This window comes from Mucilaginibacter sp. PAMB04168 (assembly GCF_039634365.2).
In the GTDB taxonomy this organism is placed as follows: Bacteria; Bacteroidota; Bacteroidia; order Sphingobacteriales; family Sphingobacteriaceae; genus Mucilaginibacter.
The window spans coordinates 3,956,468-3,973,243 of record NZ_CP155079.2 but is presented as its reverse complement, the minus strand read 5'-3'; the positions used below and the strand labels follow the sequence as shown (position 1 = coordinate 3,973,243).

Annotated in this window: 16 protein-coding genes; 2 read left to right on the top strand and 14 right to left on the bottom strand. The window is 44.3% G+C overall.

The annotated features are described in order from the left end of the window. Positions 1–13 precede the first annotated feature (13 nt). Complete coding sequence (locus tag ABDD94_RS16870) at positions 14–223, top strand: cysteine-rich CWC family protein (RefSeq protein ID WP_345950924.1); 210 nt, start codon at positions 14–16, stop codon at positions 221–223. 154 nt (positions 224–377) lie between these two features. Here ABDD94_RS16870 and ABDD94_RS16865 read toward each other — a convergent pair whose 3' ends face one another. The 12 genes from ABDD94_RS16865 to ABDD94_RS16810 all read right to left on the bottom strand — a co-directional run bounded on the left by ABDD94_RS16865 (position 378) and on the right by ABDD94_RS16810 (position 13,611). Beyond that, positions 378–986 carry a DUF1801 domain-containing protein gene (locus ABDD94_RS16865; RefSeq protein WP_345953228.1) on the bottom strand — a complete coding sequence of 203 codons (609 nt, stop codon included), beginning with the start codon at positions 984–986 and terminating at the stop codon, positions 378–380. Positions 987–1,116: 130 nt separating this feature from the next. After that, on the bottom strand, positions 1,117–2,379 hold the full coding sequence (gene rodA, locus ABDD94_RS16860; RefSeq protein ID WP_345950926.1) for a rod shape-determining protein RodA: 1,263 nt from the start codon (positions 2,377–2,379) through the stop codon (positions 1,117–1,119). Further along, the gene (mrdA, locus tag ABDD94_RS16855) at positions 2,372–4,393 is read right to left on the bottom strand and encodes a penicillin-binding protein 2 (RefSeq protein WP_345953227.1); all 2,022 of its coding nucleotides are present in this window, start codon (positions 4,391–4,393) and stop codon (positions 2,372–2,374) included. Before mrdA ends, rodA begins: the two co-directional genes overlap by 8 nt. Before the next feature lies 1 nt (position 4,394). After that, entirely contained in the window at positions 4,395–4,910 is a 516-nt protein-coding gene (locus ABDD94_RS16850) for a rod shape-determining protein MreD (RefSeq protein WP_345953226.1), read from the bottom strand. Next, positions 4,903–5,739, bottom strand: a complete 837-nt coding sequence (gene mreC, locus ABDD94_RS16845; protein ID WP_345953225.1) for a rod shape-determining protein MreC — start codon at positions 5,737–5,739, stop codon at positions 4,903–4,905. Before mreC ends, ABDD94_RS16850 begins: the two co-directional genes overlap by 8 nt. Before the next feature lie 101 nt (positions 5,740–5,840). Then, complete coding sequence (locus tag ABDD94_RS16840) at positions 5,841–6,863, bottom strand: rod shape-determining protein (RefSeq protein ID WP_345950930.1); 1,023 nt, start codon at positions 6,861–6,863, stop codon at positions 5,841–5,843. Positions 6,864–7,061: 198 nt separating this feature from the next. Next, a complete protein-coding gene (gene purH / locus ABDD94_RS16835; protein WP_345953224.1) occupies positions 7,062–8,603 on the bottom strand; it encodes a bifunctional phosphoribosylaminoimidazolecarboxamide formyltransferase/IMP cyclohydrolase in 1,542 nt (513 codons plus the stop codon). A gap of 114 nt (positions 8,604–8,717) precedes the next feature. After that, the gene (locus tag ABDD94_RS16830) at positions 8,718–9,407 is read right to left on the bottom strand and encodes a hypothetical protein (RefSeq protein WP_345953223.1); all 690 of its coding nucleotides are present in this window, start codon (positions 9,405–9,407) and stop codon (positions 8,718–8,720) included. 166 nt (positions 9,408–9,573) lie between these two features. After that, positions 9,574–10,422 (bottom strand): alpha/beta fold hydrolase, encoded by an 849-nt coding sequence (locus ABDD94_RS16825; protein ID WP_345953222.1) that lies wholly within the window; start codon positions 10,420–10,422, stop codon positions 9,574–9,576. Positions 10,423–10,428: 6 nt separating this feature from the next. Next, complete coding sequence (gene purN / locus ABDD94_RS16820; RefSeq protein ID WP_345950934.1) at positions 10,429–11,016, bottom strand: phosphoribosylglycinamide formyltransferase; 588 nt, start codon at positions 11,014–11,016, stop codon at positions 10,429–10,431. Positions 11,017–11,060: 44 nt separating this feature from the next. Continuing rightward, the gene (locus ABDD94_RS16815; RefSeq protein WP_345953221.1) at positions 11,061–11,576 is read right to left on the bottom strand and encodes a hypothetical protein; all 516 of its coding nucleotides are present in this window, start codon (positions 11,574–11,576) and stop codon (positions 11,061–11,063) included. A 451-nt stretch (positions 11,577–12,027) separates the two neighbouring features. Continuing rightward, complete coding sequence (locus ABDD94_RS16810) at positions 12,028–13,611, bottom strand: FAD-dependent oxidoreductase (protein ID WP_345953220.1); 1,584 nt, start codon at positions 13,609–13,611, stop codon at positions 12,028–12,030. A gap of 189 nt (positions 13,612–13,800) precedes the next feature. Between ABDD94_RS16810 and yiaK the strand changes: the two genes are divergently transcribed. After that, the gene (gene yiaK, locus ABDD94_RS16805) at positions 13,801–14,790 is read left to right on the top strand and encodes a 3-dehydro-L-gulonate 2-dehydrogenase (RefSeq protein ID WP_345950937.1); all 990 of its coding nucleotides are present in this window, start codon (positions 13,801–13,803) and stop codon (positions 14,788–14,790) included. Between the two features lie 32 nt (positions 14,791–14,822). On the opposite strand, the gene ABDD94_RS16800 is transcribed toward yiaK, so the two are convergent. Both ABDD94_RS16800 and panB read right to left on the bottom strand, forming a co-directional pair. After that, the gene (locus ABDD94_RS16800) at positions 14,823–15,563 is read right to left on the bottom strand and encodes an RluA family pseudouridine synthase (protein WP_345950938.1); all 741 of its coding nucleotides are present in this window, start codon (positions 15,561–15,563) and stop codon (positions 14,823–14,825) included. Between the two features lie 125 nt (positions 15,564–15,688). Next, positions 15,689–16,504, bottom strand: a complete 816-nt coding sequence (gene panB / locus ABDD94_RS16795; protein ID WP_345953219.1) for a 3-methyl-2-oxobutanoate hydroxymethyltransferase — start codon at positions 16,502–16,504, stop codon at positions 15,689–15,691. Between the last annotated feature and the right edge of the window lie 272 nt (positions 16,505–16,776).

Genomic DNA, 16,776 nt, shown 5'->3' with positions numbered 1-16,776 from the left:
TATATTTGTAATCATGCACACCACGTTTCAAAAGCACGAAATAATACAATGCGACCGCTGTCGCACGGCTTTTGAGTGCAAGGCCAATTCTTACACGCGCTGCCAGTGCAGCGCGGTTCAGCTCACTATAAACGAGGTGCAATACGTGGCAGAGCTGTACGACGGCTGCCTATGCGCCAACTGCTTGCTCGAGTTGCAAAAGGAATACCAGGAAGGGCTATAACTTAAACACGTACAAACTTCCTGACGGTCTCAACATACTTGTTCATCCGACCGGCAGTGAGGAATCTTTCCACTCGGTGAGCTTGTTAATTCGAAAGGACCTCTAACTACCGTTTGAGAGGATACCGACTTATTATCGTGGACTACTTGAAATTTTATTTCTGATACTTCCAATTTTTTGACTTGCCCTCACTTAAAAGTGCTACTGCAGATTGCATACGCTTTAAGCGGGTGGCTTCCGTTTTAGCACCGGTAATCCACTCCAGGTATTCCTTTTTGTGCGAGTAAGCGTACTGGTTAAATTGTGTCTCAGCTTTCGGATGGCCTTTCAGAAAATCAACAAAGTAATCCGGAATAAGCAGTTCCGCTTTTTCGGCAGGTTTACCTTTTACCACTTTTACACCCTTTTCGTTGAGCGCCACAGCCTCGCGTATATACGCTATCAAAATTTCCGCCGAAGGCATATCAGTTACAGCGGTTATGCGTCCCAACTGGCCCGTGGCATTATTATCTTTAACACTAAGCAGGTTATGGGGATCGGTGAGTAATGAACCTTTCCAAAAACCGAACGCACAATGCTGCTTAAACGAGGCCATGTTGCAAACGGCACCTTTGCACTCAAAAAAAGGCATGCTCCATTTAATAGTTTCTTCAATTTCTGGACAGGCTTGGTGTACTAACTCGCGTAAATGAATAAGAATGGGTTTTGCAAAATCGGCCGCTTTGCCAATGTAGGCGTCGTGTTGTGGGTTACAGGATGGCATTTTTTTTACTGATTGGTACTACAAGTTAAGCAACCGTTTTAAAAATAACAAGCAGGCCAATTTAACGCTTGCAGTAGAGCAGCGAAGTTAATTACATTGGTTATTATAATTTGAGTTTATAAACTGCTTGTTATAGCACGTGGCCTAACCGGTTCGAGTCCAGCTTAATCAGAATGAATAACAGGATAGTAAAGCTCCACAGCGACGAACCGCCATAGCTAATAAAAGGTAAGGGGATGCCTATAACCGGCACCAGGCCTATCGTCATACCGATGTTGATAACCAGGTGAAAAAAGAGGATGGAGGCTACCCCGTAACCGTAAACGCGCGAGAAAGGCGATCGTTGCCTTTCGGCCATCATGATGACGCGCATGAGCATAAACATAAACAGGCCAATAACCACCACCGAGCCTGCAAAGCCCCATTCCTCGCCAATAGTACAAAAAATAAAGTCGGTACTTTGGGCGGGTACAAACGAGTACTTGGTTTGCGTACCCTGTAAATAACCTTTACCCCACAGCTTACCCGAACCAATGGCAATCTTAGACTGATTAACATTATAACCCGCTCCCCGGGGGTCGCTCGATATACCCAAAAGCTCGTCGATACGGGATTTTTGATGCGCTTGGAGTACGTTTTTGTATAAGAAGTTAACGCTGAATATAAAGGCAATAGAAACTATTAATGCGCCCACTAACGCAATAATAGCGTCTCTTCGCAAGCGCAGCAGGTAAACCACTAAAACGGTTAAAACTACCAACGCTCCAATTAAGTACAATTGATTAAACAATAGTGATAATACAAACAAGGCTATAAGCACACCTGCAATAATGAGAAAGTAGGGTGAAAGGCCTTCGCGATAGAGTACAAATATAAGCGAACAAAAAACGAGTGTAGAACCGGTATCGGGCTGCAGCATAATAAGCATCATGGGTAATGCAATAATACCCGCCGCTGTAAAAAAAGATTTAGGTTCTGTAATACGAACGTTTACACCGCTTAAGTATCGAGCCAGCAACAGGCAGGTACTAAACTTGGCAAATTCGGAGGGTTGAAGCCTGAAGCTGCCCAACGGTATCCAGGCCTGGTTGCCGCCCACATTGCGGCCAACTACTAAAACTACTAATAACAACAGTACGGTAACAACATAAAATACCGGAGCCAGGCCGCTAAAAAAGCGGCTATCCAAAAGCAAGATAACAGCGCCCAATACAATGGCCGATAGGATGAATATGAATTGCTTGCCATAATTGGTATCCAAATCAACAATACTTGGATGCGTTTCGTCAAAAACGGCAGCATGAATGTTAAACCAGCCAATGGTGCAAAGGGCCAGGTAAAGTAATACTGTTAACCAGTCTACATTAAAGAAAAAACTACGCTGATTATTCATCCTCTCTTCGTTTTGGCTCATAAGCCAGTATCTTGTTTACCGTATCGTTCTTGTTTTTCTTACCTGCCGACCGCAGTTCGGGTTTAACGCTGATGGTATCGGCCTTGCGTTTTTTTATGCTGTCCTTTCTGAGGCTATCTCTGCGCAAACTATCTTTTTTGGACAGCTTCTTTACCGGAGGCTTCCATCCCGGAGGAGGGGGGAGTAAGTTGGCGTTGAGGATGTAACGTACCTCGGCCTTAGGTTTGGTGATAGTGTCGCGCAAGTATTTTTCAACCAGATAGCTGGCAATAGGGGCTGCCCATGAGGAGCCGTAACCCGCGTTTTCTACCACTACGGCAATCGCAATTTTGGGGTTTTCGCGTGGGGCAAAGGCTACAAATACCGAGTGATTCTTGCCATGCGGGTTCTGTACTGTACCGGTTTTACCACACATTACAATGCCCGGTATGCGCGCCTGTGCAGCTGTACCACGGTCAACCACATCCTGCATGCCATCAATTACAGGCTCAAAATATTGTGCATCAATACCCACATAGTTTCTTTGTGTATATTCTTTTTTTATGATCTGCTTATCGCCAATGGCCTTAATTAAGTGAGGTTTGTAGTAAAACCCATGGTTGGCTATTACCGCTTCTATATTGGCCATCTGTAAGGGTGTGGCCAGTAATTCTCCCTGGCCAATAGCCAGCGAAATAATAGAGCTTGACCGCCAGCGATTTTTGCCGAACACCCTGTCATAACGTAATGGAGTCGGCACGTTACCTTTGTACTCAAACGGAAGTTCCACATCCAGCTTAACCCCAAACCCAAACTTGTTCACTTTTTCTTTCCACGTGGTGAGGGTGTTACGGATGTTTCTCGATCCGTTAACGTTCATCAGCTTATCAAACACATTACAAAAATAAGGGTTGCATGATTGAGATATGCCTTTTCTGAGATCGGTGACACCGTCAAAGTGCTCGCAATTTACCCTATGGTTACCCGCCATGTAGTAATGCGGACAAAAGAATGTTGTTTGTGGTGTAATTATACCTTCCTGCAAAGCAATAAGCGCATCCAAAGGCTTAAATGAAGAACCCGGCGGATAGGTAGCCTGAATGGGGCGTACAAAGGTTGGCTTGTATGGGTCTTTCAGCATTTTGGCCATGTTGTTTCCACGTTCGCGGCCAGCCATAAGGTTAGGATCGTATGTGGGGCTGCTTACAAAGGCCAGGATTTCGCCCGTTGATGGCTCAATGGCTACTATGCTGCCTACTTTATTCCTCATTAACTGCTCGCCCAATTTCTGTATGCGAATATCCAGCGATGATATCAGTCGCTCGCCTGCTACGGCTACAGTATCATATGCGCCATTGGCAAAGCTGCCTTTTTTTACATTGCGCGAATCAACCATGTCATTCCGCACACCGCGCTGTCCGCGCAATACTTCTTCAAATGACCTTTCGATACCTGAGATGCCTACATAGTCGCCAGGGCGGTAAAAGCCCCCCGACTTCTCTATAGTGGCTTGGCTGGCCTCACCAATGTAGCCTAAAAAGTGTGCAGCAACAGAGTCGGGGTAGGTACGTACGGTGCGGGCCTGTACGGTAAACCCTTTAAATTCATCAGACAATCTCTCCTGCAAAGGGGCGTAAAGCTGCACCGAAATCTGTTTCTCAAAGACAGACGCGCGGAAAGGAGAGTATTTTTTGGCTTTTTCAAAGCGTTTATCAAAGCCAGTTTTATCAATGCCAATCAGGCGGCAAAACTCCAGCGTGTCAAAGGGCTTTACCTCCCGGGGGGTAACCAAAATATCATATACGGGTACGTTTTGCACCAGTATTTTATTGTTGCGGTCAAATATAGGGCCGCGGGCAGGGTAAATAATAGTACGCCGTAATACGTTGCCTTTGGCAAATAGAAAATAGCGGTCGTCAATTATTTGTATATAAAACAACCTTGCCAGCAGTATGAAAGCAATCGTAATAAAAATAGCGGTAATTACGTAGCGTCGCTCAAAATAGCTGTTCATTTTAACGTTCTTTCCTTCTGTAAAATAAAAAGCTGGATATTAATATCAAAAATAAGGTAAATACTGAACTTGACAGGAAACGCAGTAAAGTATATTGTATTTCGTTTAAACGAAATACCTCGAGGTTGAAAAGAAAAAAGTGATGGAACAGGGTAAGTATAGCAGCATAAGTAAAAAACCACCTGAAGCCCATGTTGCCCAGCGTAGGCTCGGGCTCGTTATCAAATCCATCTTTTTGCACCGTTATGCTCACAAACAACACCCGAACAAATGCCAGTACCACACTGGCTGCAGCATGCAGGCCGGGCGTGTCATAAAACGCATCAATGGTTAATCCCATTAAAAACGATAAGGCAAATAGCAAGAGGTTCGGCGTTTCGAGCGGGAGCAGCAGAATAAACAAGATATACAGGTAGGGTACTGATAAGTTGTACAGGCTGATGTTCTTTAACAGAAATACCTGTAAAAGCACCAGCACAATAAAGCGAATGAGGTTATATATCAATGCTCTACTCATCTTGTTTTTCCTGCCCCTCCAGTGCCTGGCGCTCTAACGAAAGTTTGTTATTTACTACGTACACGTATTGTAGTTTGCTAAAATCGACCGCTAAGTTAACCTCCATGTTAAGGAAGAAACCGCCACTCTTTGCATGCAGGTTACTTACACGGCCTAGCGGTATGCCGGCAGGGTACAAGCTGGAGTAAGTGGAGGTAACTACCCATTGGCCAATGTGCGGTTTAACATGATTTGGCACATCCTTCAGTAAGCCTTTATGCGGATCGATATCATCACCCCATACCAGGCTGCCAATGTCTTTGGTATCGGCCAGCATGGCACTCACTTGCGAATCTTTGTGTAACAAAGATTGCACGATAGATAAATGCTCTGACGCATAAATGATTTTACCTACCACACCCGAGCTGCTGATTACGCCCATGCCTTTGGTGATACCATCTTTGGTGCCTTTAAGTATAGTGATATAATTGTTGCGCTTATTTACCGAGTTGTTAATTACACGTGCCTCGGTGTAGGTGTACTGCTGTTTGTAAACACTGTCGGTAACGGTGCGTTTAGCCAGCGTATCAGCATAGTAGGCCGAGTTAAGCTGGCCCCGCAGCCTGGCATTTTCACGTGCAAGGCTGTCGTTAACGTCTTTAAGCAATAAATAGCTATTTAACTCGTTCACCCGGGCATACATGCTGCCGGTAATATCATTAGCCGTATTAATGTAAGTAGCCCGCTGAAACGAGTTGTACTTTACATAAATAACCAGCGCCGAAACCTCAAAAATAAGAAACAGGAAAAATGCGTTGTACTTACTGATGAAGATCAAAAGGTTACGCATGGGCTATATGAGATGTGAGAACTGAGATGTAAGATGTGAGATAATTTATTACAAGGCTTGCGCATTGGCTCATTTCTCACATCTGTAATCTCATATCCAAATTATTGCATTAAGAATTTATAGTTACCGATATTTTTAAGGGCGGTGCCGGTGCCGCGTACTACCGCACGAAGCGGATCTTCGGCCACGTGTACCGGTAATTTGGTTTTGGCTGCAACGCGTTTATCCAAACCACGCAGTAATGCGCCACCACCTGTTAAATAGATACCGGTCTGATAAATATCAGCAGATAGCTCCGGAGGAGTGATCTCGAGGGCCTTTAAGATAGCTTCCTCAATTTTAGAGATTGATTTGTCGAGGCAGTGAGCAATCTCAGTGTACGATACAGTAATTTGCTTAGGTACCCCGGTCATTAAATCGCGGCCTTGTACTGCAAAATCGCCCGGAGGATCGGCAAGCTCAGGAAGAGCGGCACCAACCTCAATTTTGATCTTTTCGGCCGTACGGTCGCCAATCATGATGTTATGCTGACGGCGGATATATTGCACAATATCAGAGTCAAAATTATCACCTGCTACACGGATAGACTGATCGCACACAATACCTGATAGAGCAATAACGGCAATTTCGGTAGTACCGCCGCCTATATCGATAATCATGTTACCCATGGGTTCTTCCACATCAATACCAATACCAACAGCAGCTGCCATAGGCTCGTGAATAAGGTAAACCTCTTTAGCGCCTGCAATTTCGGCCGATTGATGTACCGCCCGTTTTTCTACCTCAGTAATACCTGACGGAATACAGATTACCATACGCAAAGAAGGGAAAAACCAGCCCTTGCCTTTGTTAATCATCTTGATCATACCGCGTATCATGTGCTCGGCTGCATCAAAGTCGGCAATTACGCCATCCTTTAGCGGTCGTACTGTACGAATATTATCGTGTGTCTTACCTTCCATCTGCATAGCCTGCCTTCCAATGGCAATTACCTTGTTGGTTTTTCGGTCAAATGCTACGATAGATGGTTCGTCGACCACTACTTTGTCGTTATGTATAATGAGGGTATTTGCAGTTCCTAAATCAATAGCAACTTCTTGCGTGAAAAAATTAAATAAACCCATTGAATGTTTGTGTCAAATAATCTGCAAAGATTAAAAAATTATGTGTAAGTATATCAATAAGCGTTTGCATTTCAAAACAAACTTCAAGAGACAAGGGCCGAAAATTAATAGTGAAAACGATGGCATTTTTTTGACGCCTATTGTACTTTGTAAGTACCGCTCTCTTACTTTTTGGCTCTTCTTTCCTGGTTCTGTTCCTTAATGTTTAAAATGCCTAACGCCAGTTGTAACCATGGCAATGCCGCGGGCATTAGCCATGTCAATTGAATCCTGGTCTTTGATTGATCCGCCCGGTTGTAAAACTGCTGTTATCCCAGCTTCGGCAGCTATCTCTACACAATCTGGGAAGGGGAAGAAAGCATCCGAAGTCATTACAGCGCCATTCAAATCAAAGCCGAAATTACGGGCTTTGTCAATAGCCTGACGCAAAGCATCAACCCTTGAAGTTTGCCCAACGCCGCTGGCCAGCAGCTGGTTGTTCTTAGCCAGTACTACCGTGTTCGACTTGGTGTGCTTTACTACTTTATTGGCAAAGAACAGATCTTTAAGTTCATGCTCAGTTGGCTGTTGCTGCGTCACTGTAGTCATTTGCTCCGGACCTTCGATCACCAGGTCCTTATCCTGCTCAATTACGCCGTTGAGCAAGGTTTTAAACTGCTTAACACCGAGCTCAACCCGCTGGCGGATGAGTATTATACGGTTCTTTTTGGCTTTTAGTATCTCGATAGCTTCATCAGTGTAGGCCGGAGCAATCAATACCTCGAAGAAAATTTTACTGATTTCTGTCGCAGTTTCGGCGTTAATTTCCTCATTGGCAATAATTACACCACCAAATGCTGATACCGGGTCACAAGCTAAAGCATCAATCCAGGCTTCTTTAATAAACGACCGTGTAGCAATACCACAGGCATTAGTGTGTTTTAATATGGCGATGGTAGGGTCGGTAAATTCATCAATCAGTGCAACGGCTGCATCCACATCAACCAAATTGTTGTAGGATAGCTCTTTACCGTGCAGTTTGGTGAACATAGCATCCAGGTTACCATAGAAAGTGCCTTGCTGATGTGGGTTTTCGCCATAACGTAGCGTTTGGCTGGTTTGTATGCTTTGTTTAAATACCGGTAAAGGCTGGCTCTGGTCATCTTGCGCTATATTAAAGTATTGAAATATAGCCGTATCATAGTGCGATGAGATGTTGAAGGCTTTTTGTGCAAAGTTGCGGCGTTGGTCAAATGTGGTTGCTCCATTTTGAGTTTTCAACAGTTCTTCAAGCTGCTGGTAATCATCTTTGGATGCCACAATAACTACGTCTTTAAAGTTTTTTGCCGCTGCACGTATAAGTGATATACCGCCAATGTCAATCTTTTCAATTACATCGGGCTGTTCTGCACCCGAGCGTACAGTTTCCTCGAAAGGATATAGGTCCACTATAACGAGATCAATTTCTGGTATTTCGTATTCGGTCAGCTGCTGCTCGTCGCTTTCAAAACTGCGGCGGGCCAGTATGCCGCCAAATACTTTAGGGTGGAGTGTTTTTACCCGGCCACCCAGTATAGAAGGGTAGGATGTTAGGTCTTCGACTGCTATTACATCAGCGCCCAGGCTGCGTATAAATGTTTCTGTTCCGCCGGTTGAGTAAATTTTAACCCCCAGGCGTTTTAATTCGTGAATAACAGGTTCCAGGTGGTCCTTGTAATAAACCGAAATTAAAGCATTTTTTATTTGAACAGACTGGCTCATGTAATAATGTTTTTTTTGAGCCGCAAAGGTAGTGATTTTAAAAAAGAATAGCTGTTTGCCTTTGTTGTTTTGTATTGAAATAATGTTTGATGAATTTTGAAATTTCTCGTAGGTCTACCTTCTTAAAGTTGAGTACACATTTACAACAACATTCATGACGACTTTGCATTCCACCGTGGTATGGTTAACGGTAGCAGGGATAAATTCTTTAGAGTCTTCGTCAAACTCTTTGTCAGTCACTAAATAAAGCTTGCTGGTGTTATTAACCGTAACCAGTGCTTCATGCTTAATTAGTTTACCCTCCGGACTAACCGTGAAAATATGATCGCATGGAAATTGGTTTGTGTTAGGAAAGTCATTTGTCAGGGTTCTTACCAAATTGGGTTGTGCGTTAACAAATGAATTTAAGCCATAATAGGAGCCACCAATTTTTACAGGATAACGTACAGTATCGCCTTGATGCACGCTATCTGTGAAATGATATTTCAGATACTTTGCATCGTCCGGGTTATAATAATATAGCTTTTTATTACTGTAATTATAGTTCTGCACAGGTTCGCCTTTATAATTATAAAAAACCCAATGCCCAATTCTTTTACCCTGACTATATAGACCTTGAGCTATTAGCGTGTCTTTGCTATCGACAGCTTTATAAAGCCCGTGTCGAATTTTTTTATCTGATTTAAGAACTTCAAATTTTTCGGTGTAAAAGCTTAAGTTCTTATTAGTTCGCTTAACCGTTTCTTGCGCATGGCTGGCTGGCAGGTTAAATAACAAAATCAAAAGGAAAAATAACCACTTCATGGGACGACTAAAAAATTATTTCAGGCGAAATCTCATAAAATAAAAGCTGATATGCAAACAAGCCCAATCATTAAATAGCAATCCGTTGATAAGCTGCCTATTTGAATATAGTATCTTCTGTAACCACCTGGTTTTTTTCAATTGAATTAGGCTTACTCTGGTCATTCTAAATTGATTTGGGTGAACTAGAGCTTAACCATTCTGAAATGAGCTTAGCTAAGGCATCGGGCTTTTTTAGCCAGCTAAAATGGTTTAATGGAGATACATTTAAAGTGATTTCATCTAAATGCATGTGTTCTAATGGCGCTGTAGGGAATTTGTTTACCAAGTTAATTACGGAGGTGTAAGTAGCCAGCTTATCCTCTTTAACAGACAAGGCCAGCACCGGAATGGAAAGGTTATGCAAAGCCTCATCATAATTAAAAGCCGATTCAGATAGGTTGTATTTTCCAGTTAAGGCGTTGCTGCACCAATCTTTCATAACCATTCGGGCTTCGTTACCGGCAAATCCTATTTTATAACCTGGAAAATATCCGCAGACGTTAGCCAGACGATAAAATGTGCAGCCGGCCAAAAATACCTTGAGTTGTTCTTTGCCGCGCCAGCCCTTGTAATAAACGTTACATGATGTAATTAATATTATTGAGCTAACCAGCCTATGGAACCTACTGGCAAACAGTGCCGCAATTTGCCCGCCTAAGCTATGGCCTATAATGATTTTGGTGGTCGAGGGAAAATGAAGTTCGGCTTGTTCAACAAGGTCTTTTACATCAAATATAAGGCGCTCGTAACCGAAGTTGACTTTACGACCTGGTCTTACGCTTGAGTGGCCCGAGCCTCGCCAGTCCATAGCAATAACATTAAAGCCTGCTGTTTTAAGATTGTCGGCAAACTTTTTATAAAGAATAGCCCGGGTGCCCATAGCGGGCAAAAGTATAATGGTAATTTTTGCTGTACCGTATGTAAAATCAAAGGCTTTGTTGGTTGCGCCGTCACTGTGATGAACAACCATCATAGCAATTTAAGCCTTCAGGCTTTTCATTTTAGCAGCTAAGCCTTCGATCACCTTCGGAAAGTGGTGGTGCTCTAGTTGCTGCCCTTTAAGTTTGATGGAGTCGAGCGTGTCGGCAGAGTCTATCTTGAATTTGGCCTGGTGTATGATTTCTCCCTCGTCAAAGTGCTCGTTCACAAAATGTATGGTAATGCCCGATTCGGCTTCACCATCGGCCAGTACGGCTTTGTGCACATGATCTCCATACATGCCTTTGCCGCCGTATTTGGGTAGCAGAGCTGGGTGTATGTTTATAATTTGATTGGGGAAAGCCTTGAGCAGTGAAGCTGGCACCAGCCATAAAAAGCCGGCCAGTACAATCAAATCAACTTCCATCGTCTTGAGCAGTTTTACTACATCATCCGTCTGGTAAAACTCCTGGCGGCTGAAGATGTGTGTTGGTATCTCAAAATTATCGGCCCTTTGCAGTACAAATGCATGCGGGTTGTTGGTTAATACCAATACAATTTCGGCTTGAGTATGGTGTTTAAAGTACTCCATAATCTTTTGGGCGTTCGATCCCGATCCTGAAGCAAAAATGGCTATTCTGGTTTTCAAAGCTGCAAGTATATGTTTGGAGATAAATATAACATTTTTGGGATTTAATGAATAAACCCGTACCGTGTAATTTTGCGCCTTAATACAACAACCGGGGTTTTACGAAACGTATCAATAATCACCGTTTGTAATATGAGCGAGTTTCGGCCCAGGTTAATCACCTGCGAACGGGAGAATGGCCTTATGGTGCCAATCTTAGTGGTGTCCTTACAAACCAAAGGTGAGCGTAAGAAAACGGAATCATAATCATTTGAGGTTAGCTCCCAGGTGCTGCTTGCGCTATCGTTAATGCAGCTATAATACTTGTATGTGCATCTGGCGTCATCGGTAAACTTAAACGACTGTGCAAAACCGCAGTTAGTGTTTAAAGTGTCTCTGCGTATGGTGGTGTCGCCATGCAAGGTTTCAACCCGCATTGAGGCAAGGCGCCATATGCCGTTACCCGTTAGCAGATTGTTTATGCTGGTATCGGGCTCCTTTTTGCACGAACTCACCAATGCGCCCGTGAGCATAAAGGCAATAACGATTAACACAGGTAGCTTACTTTTGATGGTGTACACGGTGCAAAAATACAAAATCCCGCAAACTACTGGGTACGGGATTGTACATATATAAACGCTGCTTGCCGTTATAAATTGTATGCGTCGAATAGTATACGTTACTCTGTTTTTAATTTCTTGATGGGATTGGCCAGCGCTACCTTAACCGATTGAAAGCTGAGCGTAAAAGCAGCAATTAAAACCGCCGTTAAGCCTGCTAGTGCAAATACCCGCCAGCTAATGGCGACAGGTAAGTAAAATTTTGCAGCGATTTGTGCCTAGCGAGCCATGCGGCTGGCGATGCCATAACAATGGAAGTATAATAAGCCGGATGGAATCCTTAAATAACAGTAACGTGATCTGCACAACCGAAGCTCCCAGTACTTTGCTGATACCATAAACGTTCAAAAAGCGAACACTTGTGTGTTCGCTTTTGCTTAAGTATACGATACGTATTCTTTTTGAAAATTATTTATTGTTCCGGAACCTTCACCTCTTCGAGATTTGAATTGGCCGGGCCGTTCATTAATTCGCCTTTACAGCTAAAGCGTGATCCATGGCAGGGGCAATCAAATGATTTTTCGTCGTTGTTCCATTGTACTACGCAACCCATGTGCGGGCAAACCGCGCTGTAGGCGTTAAAGGCGCCGGCTTCATCGCGGTAAACGGCTACCTTTTTAAGCTTGCCTACTATGGCCGCTTCGCCGGGTTTAATATCGGTCAGCTTTTCAACATCCGATGGCAGCAGGTAATCAACAAACTGCTTTAGCGTGGTGTACTGTTCTTCAATGTAGGTTTTGGTAGTTTGTAGGGTCACCGTAATACGGCTGGGGTCGTACAATTCTGCCCAAGGGTTTTGTTTGCCGGTAATCAGATCGGTGATGAGTATGCCAGCTAAGGTTCCGTGCGTCATGCCATTACCTGAGTCGCCGGTTACAATGTAAATGTTTTCATCACCAGGATTCTTACCAATATAACCCATATCATCCACAGGCTCCATTACCTGGCCCGACCAGCGGTAAACTATTTCCTGTGCTTGCGGAAACCGTTCACGCAGCCAGGTTTCCAAACGTTGGTAGCGTTCTTCCTCAACCTCTTCCTCTTTGTTGGCCTGGCCGGTTTTATGGTCGGCACCGCCGTGTATCAGTAAGTCATACTGGTCGTCAAAAGGCTGGGTACGTACATAATTATAAGGCATAGTAGGCCAAACAGAATTTTGATCGCCGGTATCCCACCACAGCGCTGGTTCAATAGCATCCTTAGGCACTTTTGCCACAATAACATAAGTGCGGTAAGGCGCTTGCTTGGTGTGCATGGTTGCCCAGTCGTTAAAAGGGGTGTTGGTAGCTACCACAATTTGTTCGGCTTCTACTTTGAAGCCGTTGGCTTCAACCAAGCCTTCTTCAACCTTGTCAGCACGGGTTTGAGTGTAAATCTTGCCACCCAGTCTCACAAAGGCTTCAGCCAGGCCGTTCAGGTATTTTAAGGGATGAAACTGCGCCTGGTTAGGATAGCGCAGGCTTGGTCCGCTTTCAGACGGAATACCCGGTACGCTGTATACCATTTCGGTAGCTATGCCCACTTTGTGTGTTGCGTCTAATTCTTCATCCAATGATTTTTTTTCATCGCTGGGGTGCAAAAATAAGTAGCCGTTAACCCGCTTAAAGTCACAGTCTATGTTTTCTTCGGTCACAATTTTTTCAACCAAATCTATAGCGGCGGTATGACTTTCGGCAGCGTAGCGTGCTTTTTCTTCACCAAACAAACTTTCTATTTCGCTATAAAGATCATCCAGTGCATTCACTATATGGGCTGTAGTGCGACCGGTTTCGCCACTACCAATCAAACCATCCTCAATAACCACCACCTGTTTGCCGGCTTTGGCCAGGCAGTAAGCCACGGTAAGTCCCGAGATGCCTGCGCCTATAACGGCCACCTGTGTTTTAATATCGCTAGTTAGTTTCTCGAAAGACAGCGGTTGTGCCGTTGCCGTCCAGCAGGATAAATGCGTGCCCGATGTGGTCTGACCATCGGTATTGATTTGGTTTTGTTCCATGTTATTCAAGTAGATAAATGATTATAGAAATAACCCTGGATGGGTGTGTAAGGTTTTAAGGAAATGAAGACCGGGAATAACTGCTGCACGTTCTAAGTTTTACGTTATCATAAAAACCATCAAGCAGCATAATCCTTTAAATAAACAGCATTTGTTAACTTACCCTCAATATATAGTCATCGTACACCTATGAGAGTACCTTTTGAAACCCTGCAGGCCGAATTTAAGCGCGTGCTACTTAGCCTTAACTTTTCAAGCGAAAAGGCGCAGCAATGTGCTACCCTTTTTGCCGAAAATAGCCGTGATGGTGTTTATACCCATGGATTAAACCGTTTTCCGGTGTTTGTGCAGTATGTGAAAGATGGCTTAGTACATCCCCATGCTGAACCTACACCCGAGCAGGGCTTAGGCTTGGTAGAACGCTGGGACGGCCACCTAGGCCCCGGCCCGCTAAACGCCCGCTTCTGTATGGACAGGGCTATCAAATTGGCGCAAGAACATGGTATAGGCTGCGTAGCCATACGCAATACTAATCATTGGATGCGCGGCGGTACCTACGGCTGGCAGGCAGCGGACGGTGGTTGCATTGGCATTTGCTTTACCAACACCATTGCCAATTTACCGCCGTGGGGTGGTGTAGACCCACGTTTGGGTAACAATCCTTTAGTGATAGCTGTACCCCGTGCAGAGGGGCATGTGGTGCTGGATATGGCCGTATCGCAATACTCATTTGGCAAGCTGCAGCAGTATAAAGCAAAAGATGAGGAGTTGCCCTTACCGGGTGGTTATGACCAACAAGGGGCGCTATCGGTTAATGCTGCGGATATTATGGAGAGTGGCCGTTTGCTACCGGTGGGCTTTTGGAAAGGTTCGGGCTTATCGTTAATGCTTGATCTGCTGGTAACGGTGTTAAGTGAGGGCCGCTCCACGGCAGAGATTACGAAGAGCCAGGCCGAATACGGCGTATCTCAAGTGTTTATTTGCATAAAGCCTGCCAGCGATGCACAAATAGCCGGTTTAATAGAACAGATCGTCAGCTTTACAAAAACCAGCGGTTTGGTTGATGATCAGCAGTCTATTCGCTATCCTGGGGAAAGTACCTTGAAAACCAGGTTACAAAATATGAAGGAGGGGATCCCAGTAGATGAAGAAATTTGGAATAAAGTACTGGAGCTATGATTGCTAGATGTTCCCTGGTATTGGCCCGCGCCTTAGTTTTCTTTCAAAACAATTTCACTATCCTTATCCTGTACCAGGTGAGCAAACTTTTCCCAAAAACCGTCTTTAGGTAGTGGGGCTTTGATATCAACAGGTTCCTTTTTTACCGGGTGAATAAACTGGAGGCGACGCGCGTGCAGGCAGATGCTCTTTTTTAAACTACCACGCGGATAGCCATATTTATTATCTCCAACTATAGGGCAGCCCAAGGTAGAAAGCTGTACCCTTATTTGGTGCGGCCTGCCGGTTATAGGGTTAACTTGTATAAGGTAATAGCCGTTTAATTCGCCTGTTAGGCGGTAATGCAACTCCGAGCGCAGGCTGCCCTGTACCTCGTGCCCATGAGCCTTGGTTACATTCTTTTGCGGATTTTTAATCAGCCAGTGTACCAGGTTGCCGTAAGGTGGATCGGGGCGGTTACGTACTACGGCATAGTAGGTTTTACGCATTTCGCGCGTTTTAAACATCTCGTTTACCCGCTCAAGCGCTTTGCTCGTTTTAGCAAACAGGATAACGCCGCTTACTGGCCTGTCCAGCCGGTGTACCACACCCAAAAAGGCGCCGTTTGGTTTGTTGTATTTTTTAGCCAGGTAACGTTTTACTTTCTCATCTAATGGCTCATCGCCGGTATCATCAACCTGCACAATATCTCCCGCGCGCTTATTGATGGCAATCAGGTGATTGTCTTCATACAACACATCATTATCAGTAACGTCGGCGTATATTTCTTGCATAGGTTTTTGTAGTTGGAAAGTCAGTGGGCCGTAAGTCAGTTAGTGTATATAAAAATACGGATTTAGAGAGTGATTGTTTTATTCAGTATGAGCCATGATCGAAGATGGACTTTCGTCTCTTATAGCTAATATTGTTCTTTTTCGTTCGGAAAAGCCTTGGCTTTTACATCGCCAACATAACCTTGAATGGCATCGTTCATCACTTCATACAAAGTGGCGTATTGGCGCAAAAAACGCGGACGGAAGCCTTTGTTTATACCCAGCATATCATGTATTACCAGCACTTGTCCATCGCAATGCTGCCCAGCACCAATGCCTATGGTAGGTATTTGCAGGCTTTGTGAAACCTCTTGGGCCAATGCAGCCGGAATTTTTTCTAACACCACCGCAAAACAGCCCAGCTCTTGCAATTTCTGCGCATCCTCCCGTAGTTTTTGTGCCTCAGCTTCTTGCTTGGCGCGTACGGTATACGTACCAAATTTGTAAATAGATTGAGGCGTTAAGCCCAGGTGACCCATCACTGGTATACCTGCCGTTAAGATACGTGTAACAGATTCTGCAATTTCTATACCGCCCTCAAGCTTTACGGCATGCGCACCCGATTCTTTCATGATACGTATGGCTGAGCTTAAGGCTTCTTTTGAATTACCTTGATACGAGCCAAAGGGCAGATCTACTACTACCAGGGCGCGGTTGGCGGCTCTAACCACAGATGAAGCATGATAGATCATTTGATCTAACGTTATAGGCAATGTGGTTTCATGACCAGCCATTACGTTAGAAGCTGAGTCGCCCACCAGGATTACATCCACACCGGCATCATCCACAATTTTGGCCATAGAATAATCATAGGCGGTAAGCATGGCTATTTTTTCGCCCTTGCCTTTCATGGCCTGTAATATGTGGGTAGTAACGCGTTTTATTTCTTTGTTAACTGACATGTTTTAAATAAGGTCAAGAGTAAAGAGTTAGTAGTAAAGATCAGGACTTACAGAAAATATGTTAAGCAGCCTTTGGTAGCTCACCGTAAATTCTTAACCATGATTCTAAATGTTACAAAGGTAGAAACTACCCATCATATAATTATTGAAAATTTACATGGCGTAAACATAAAAATAACGTATTTTTGCGGCGTGAATACAGACGCAAGTTTACTGCTGCTACAACACTGCTTTCACGGAGCTGCAACGCAGGCCAACCGGCCCATCATTCA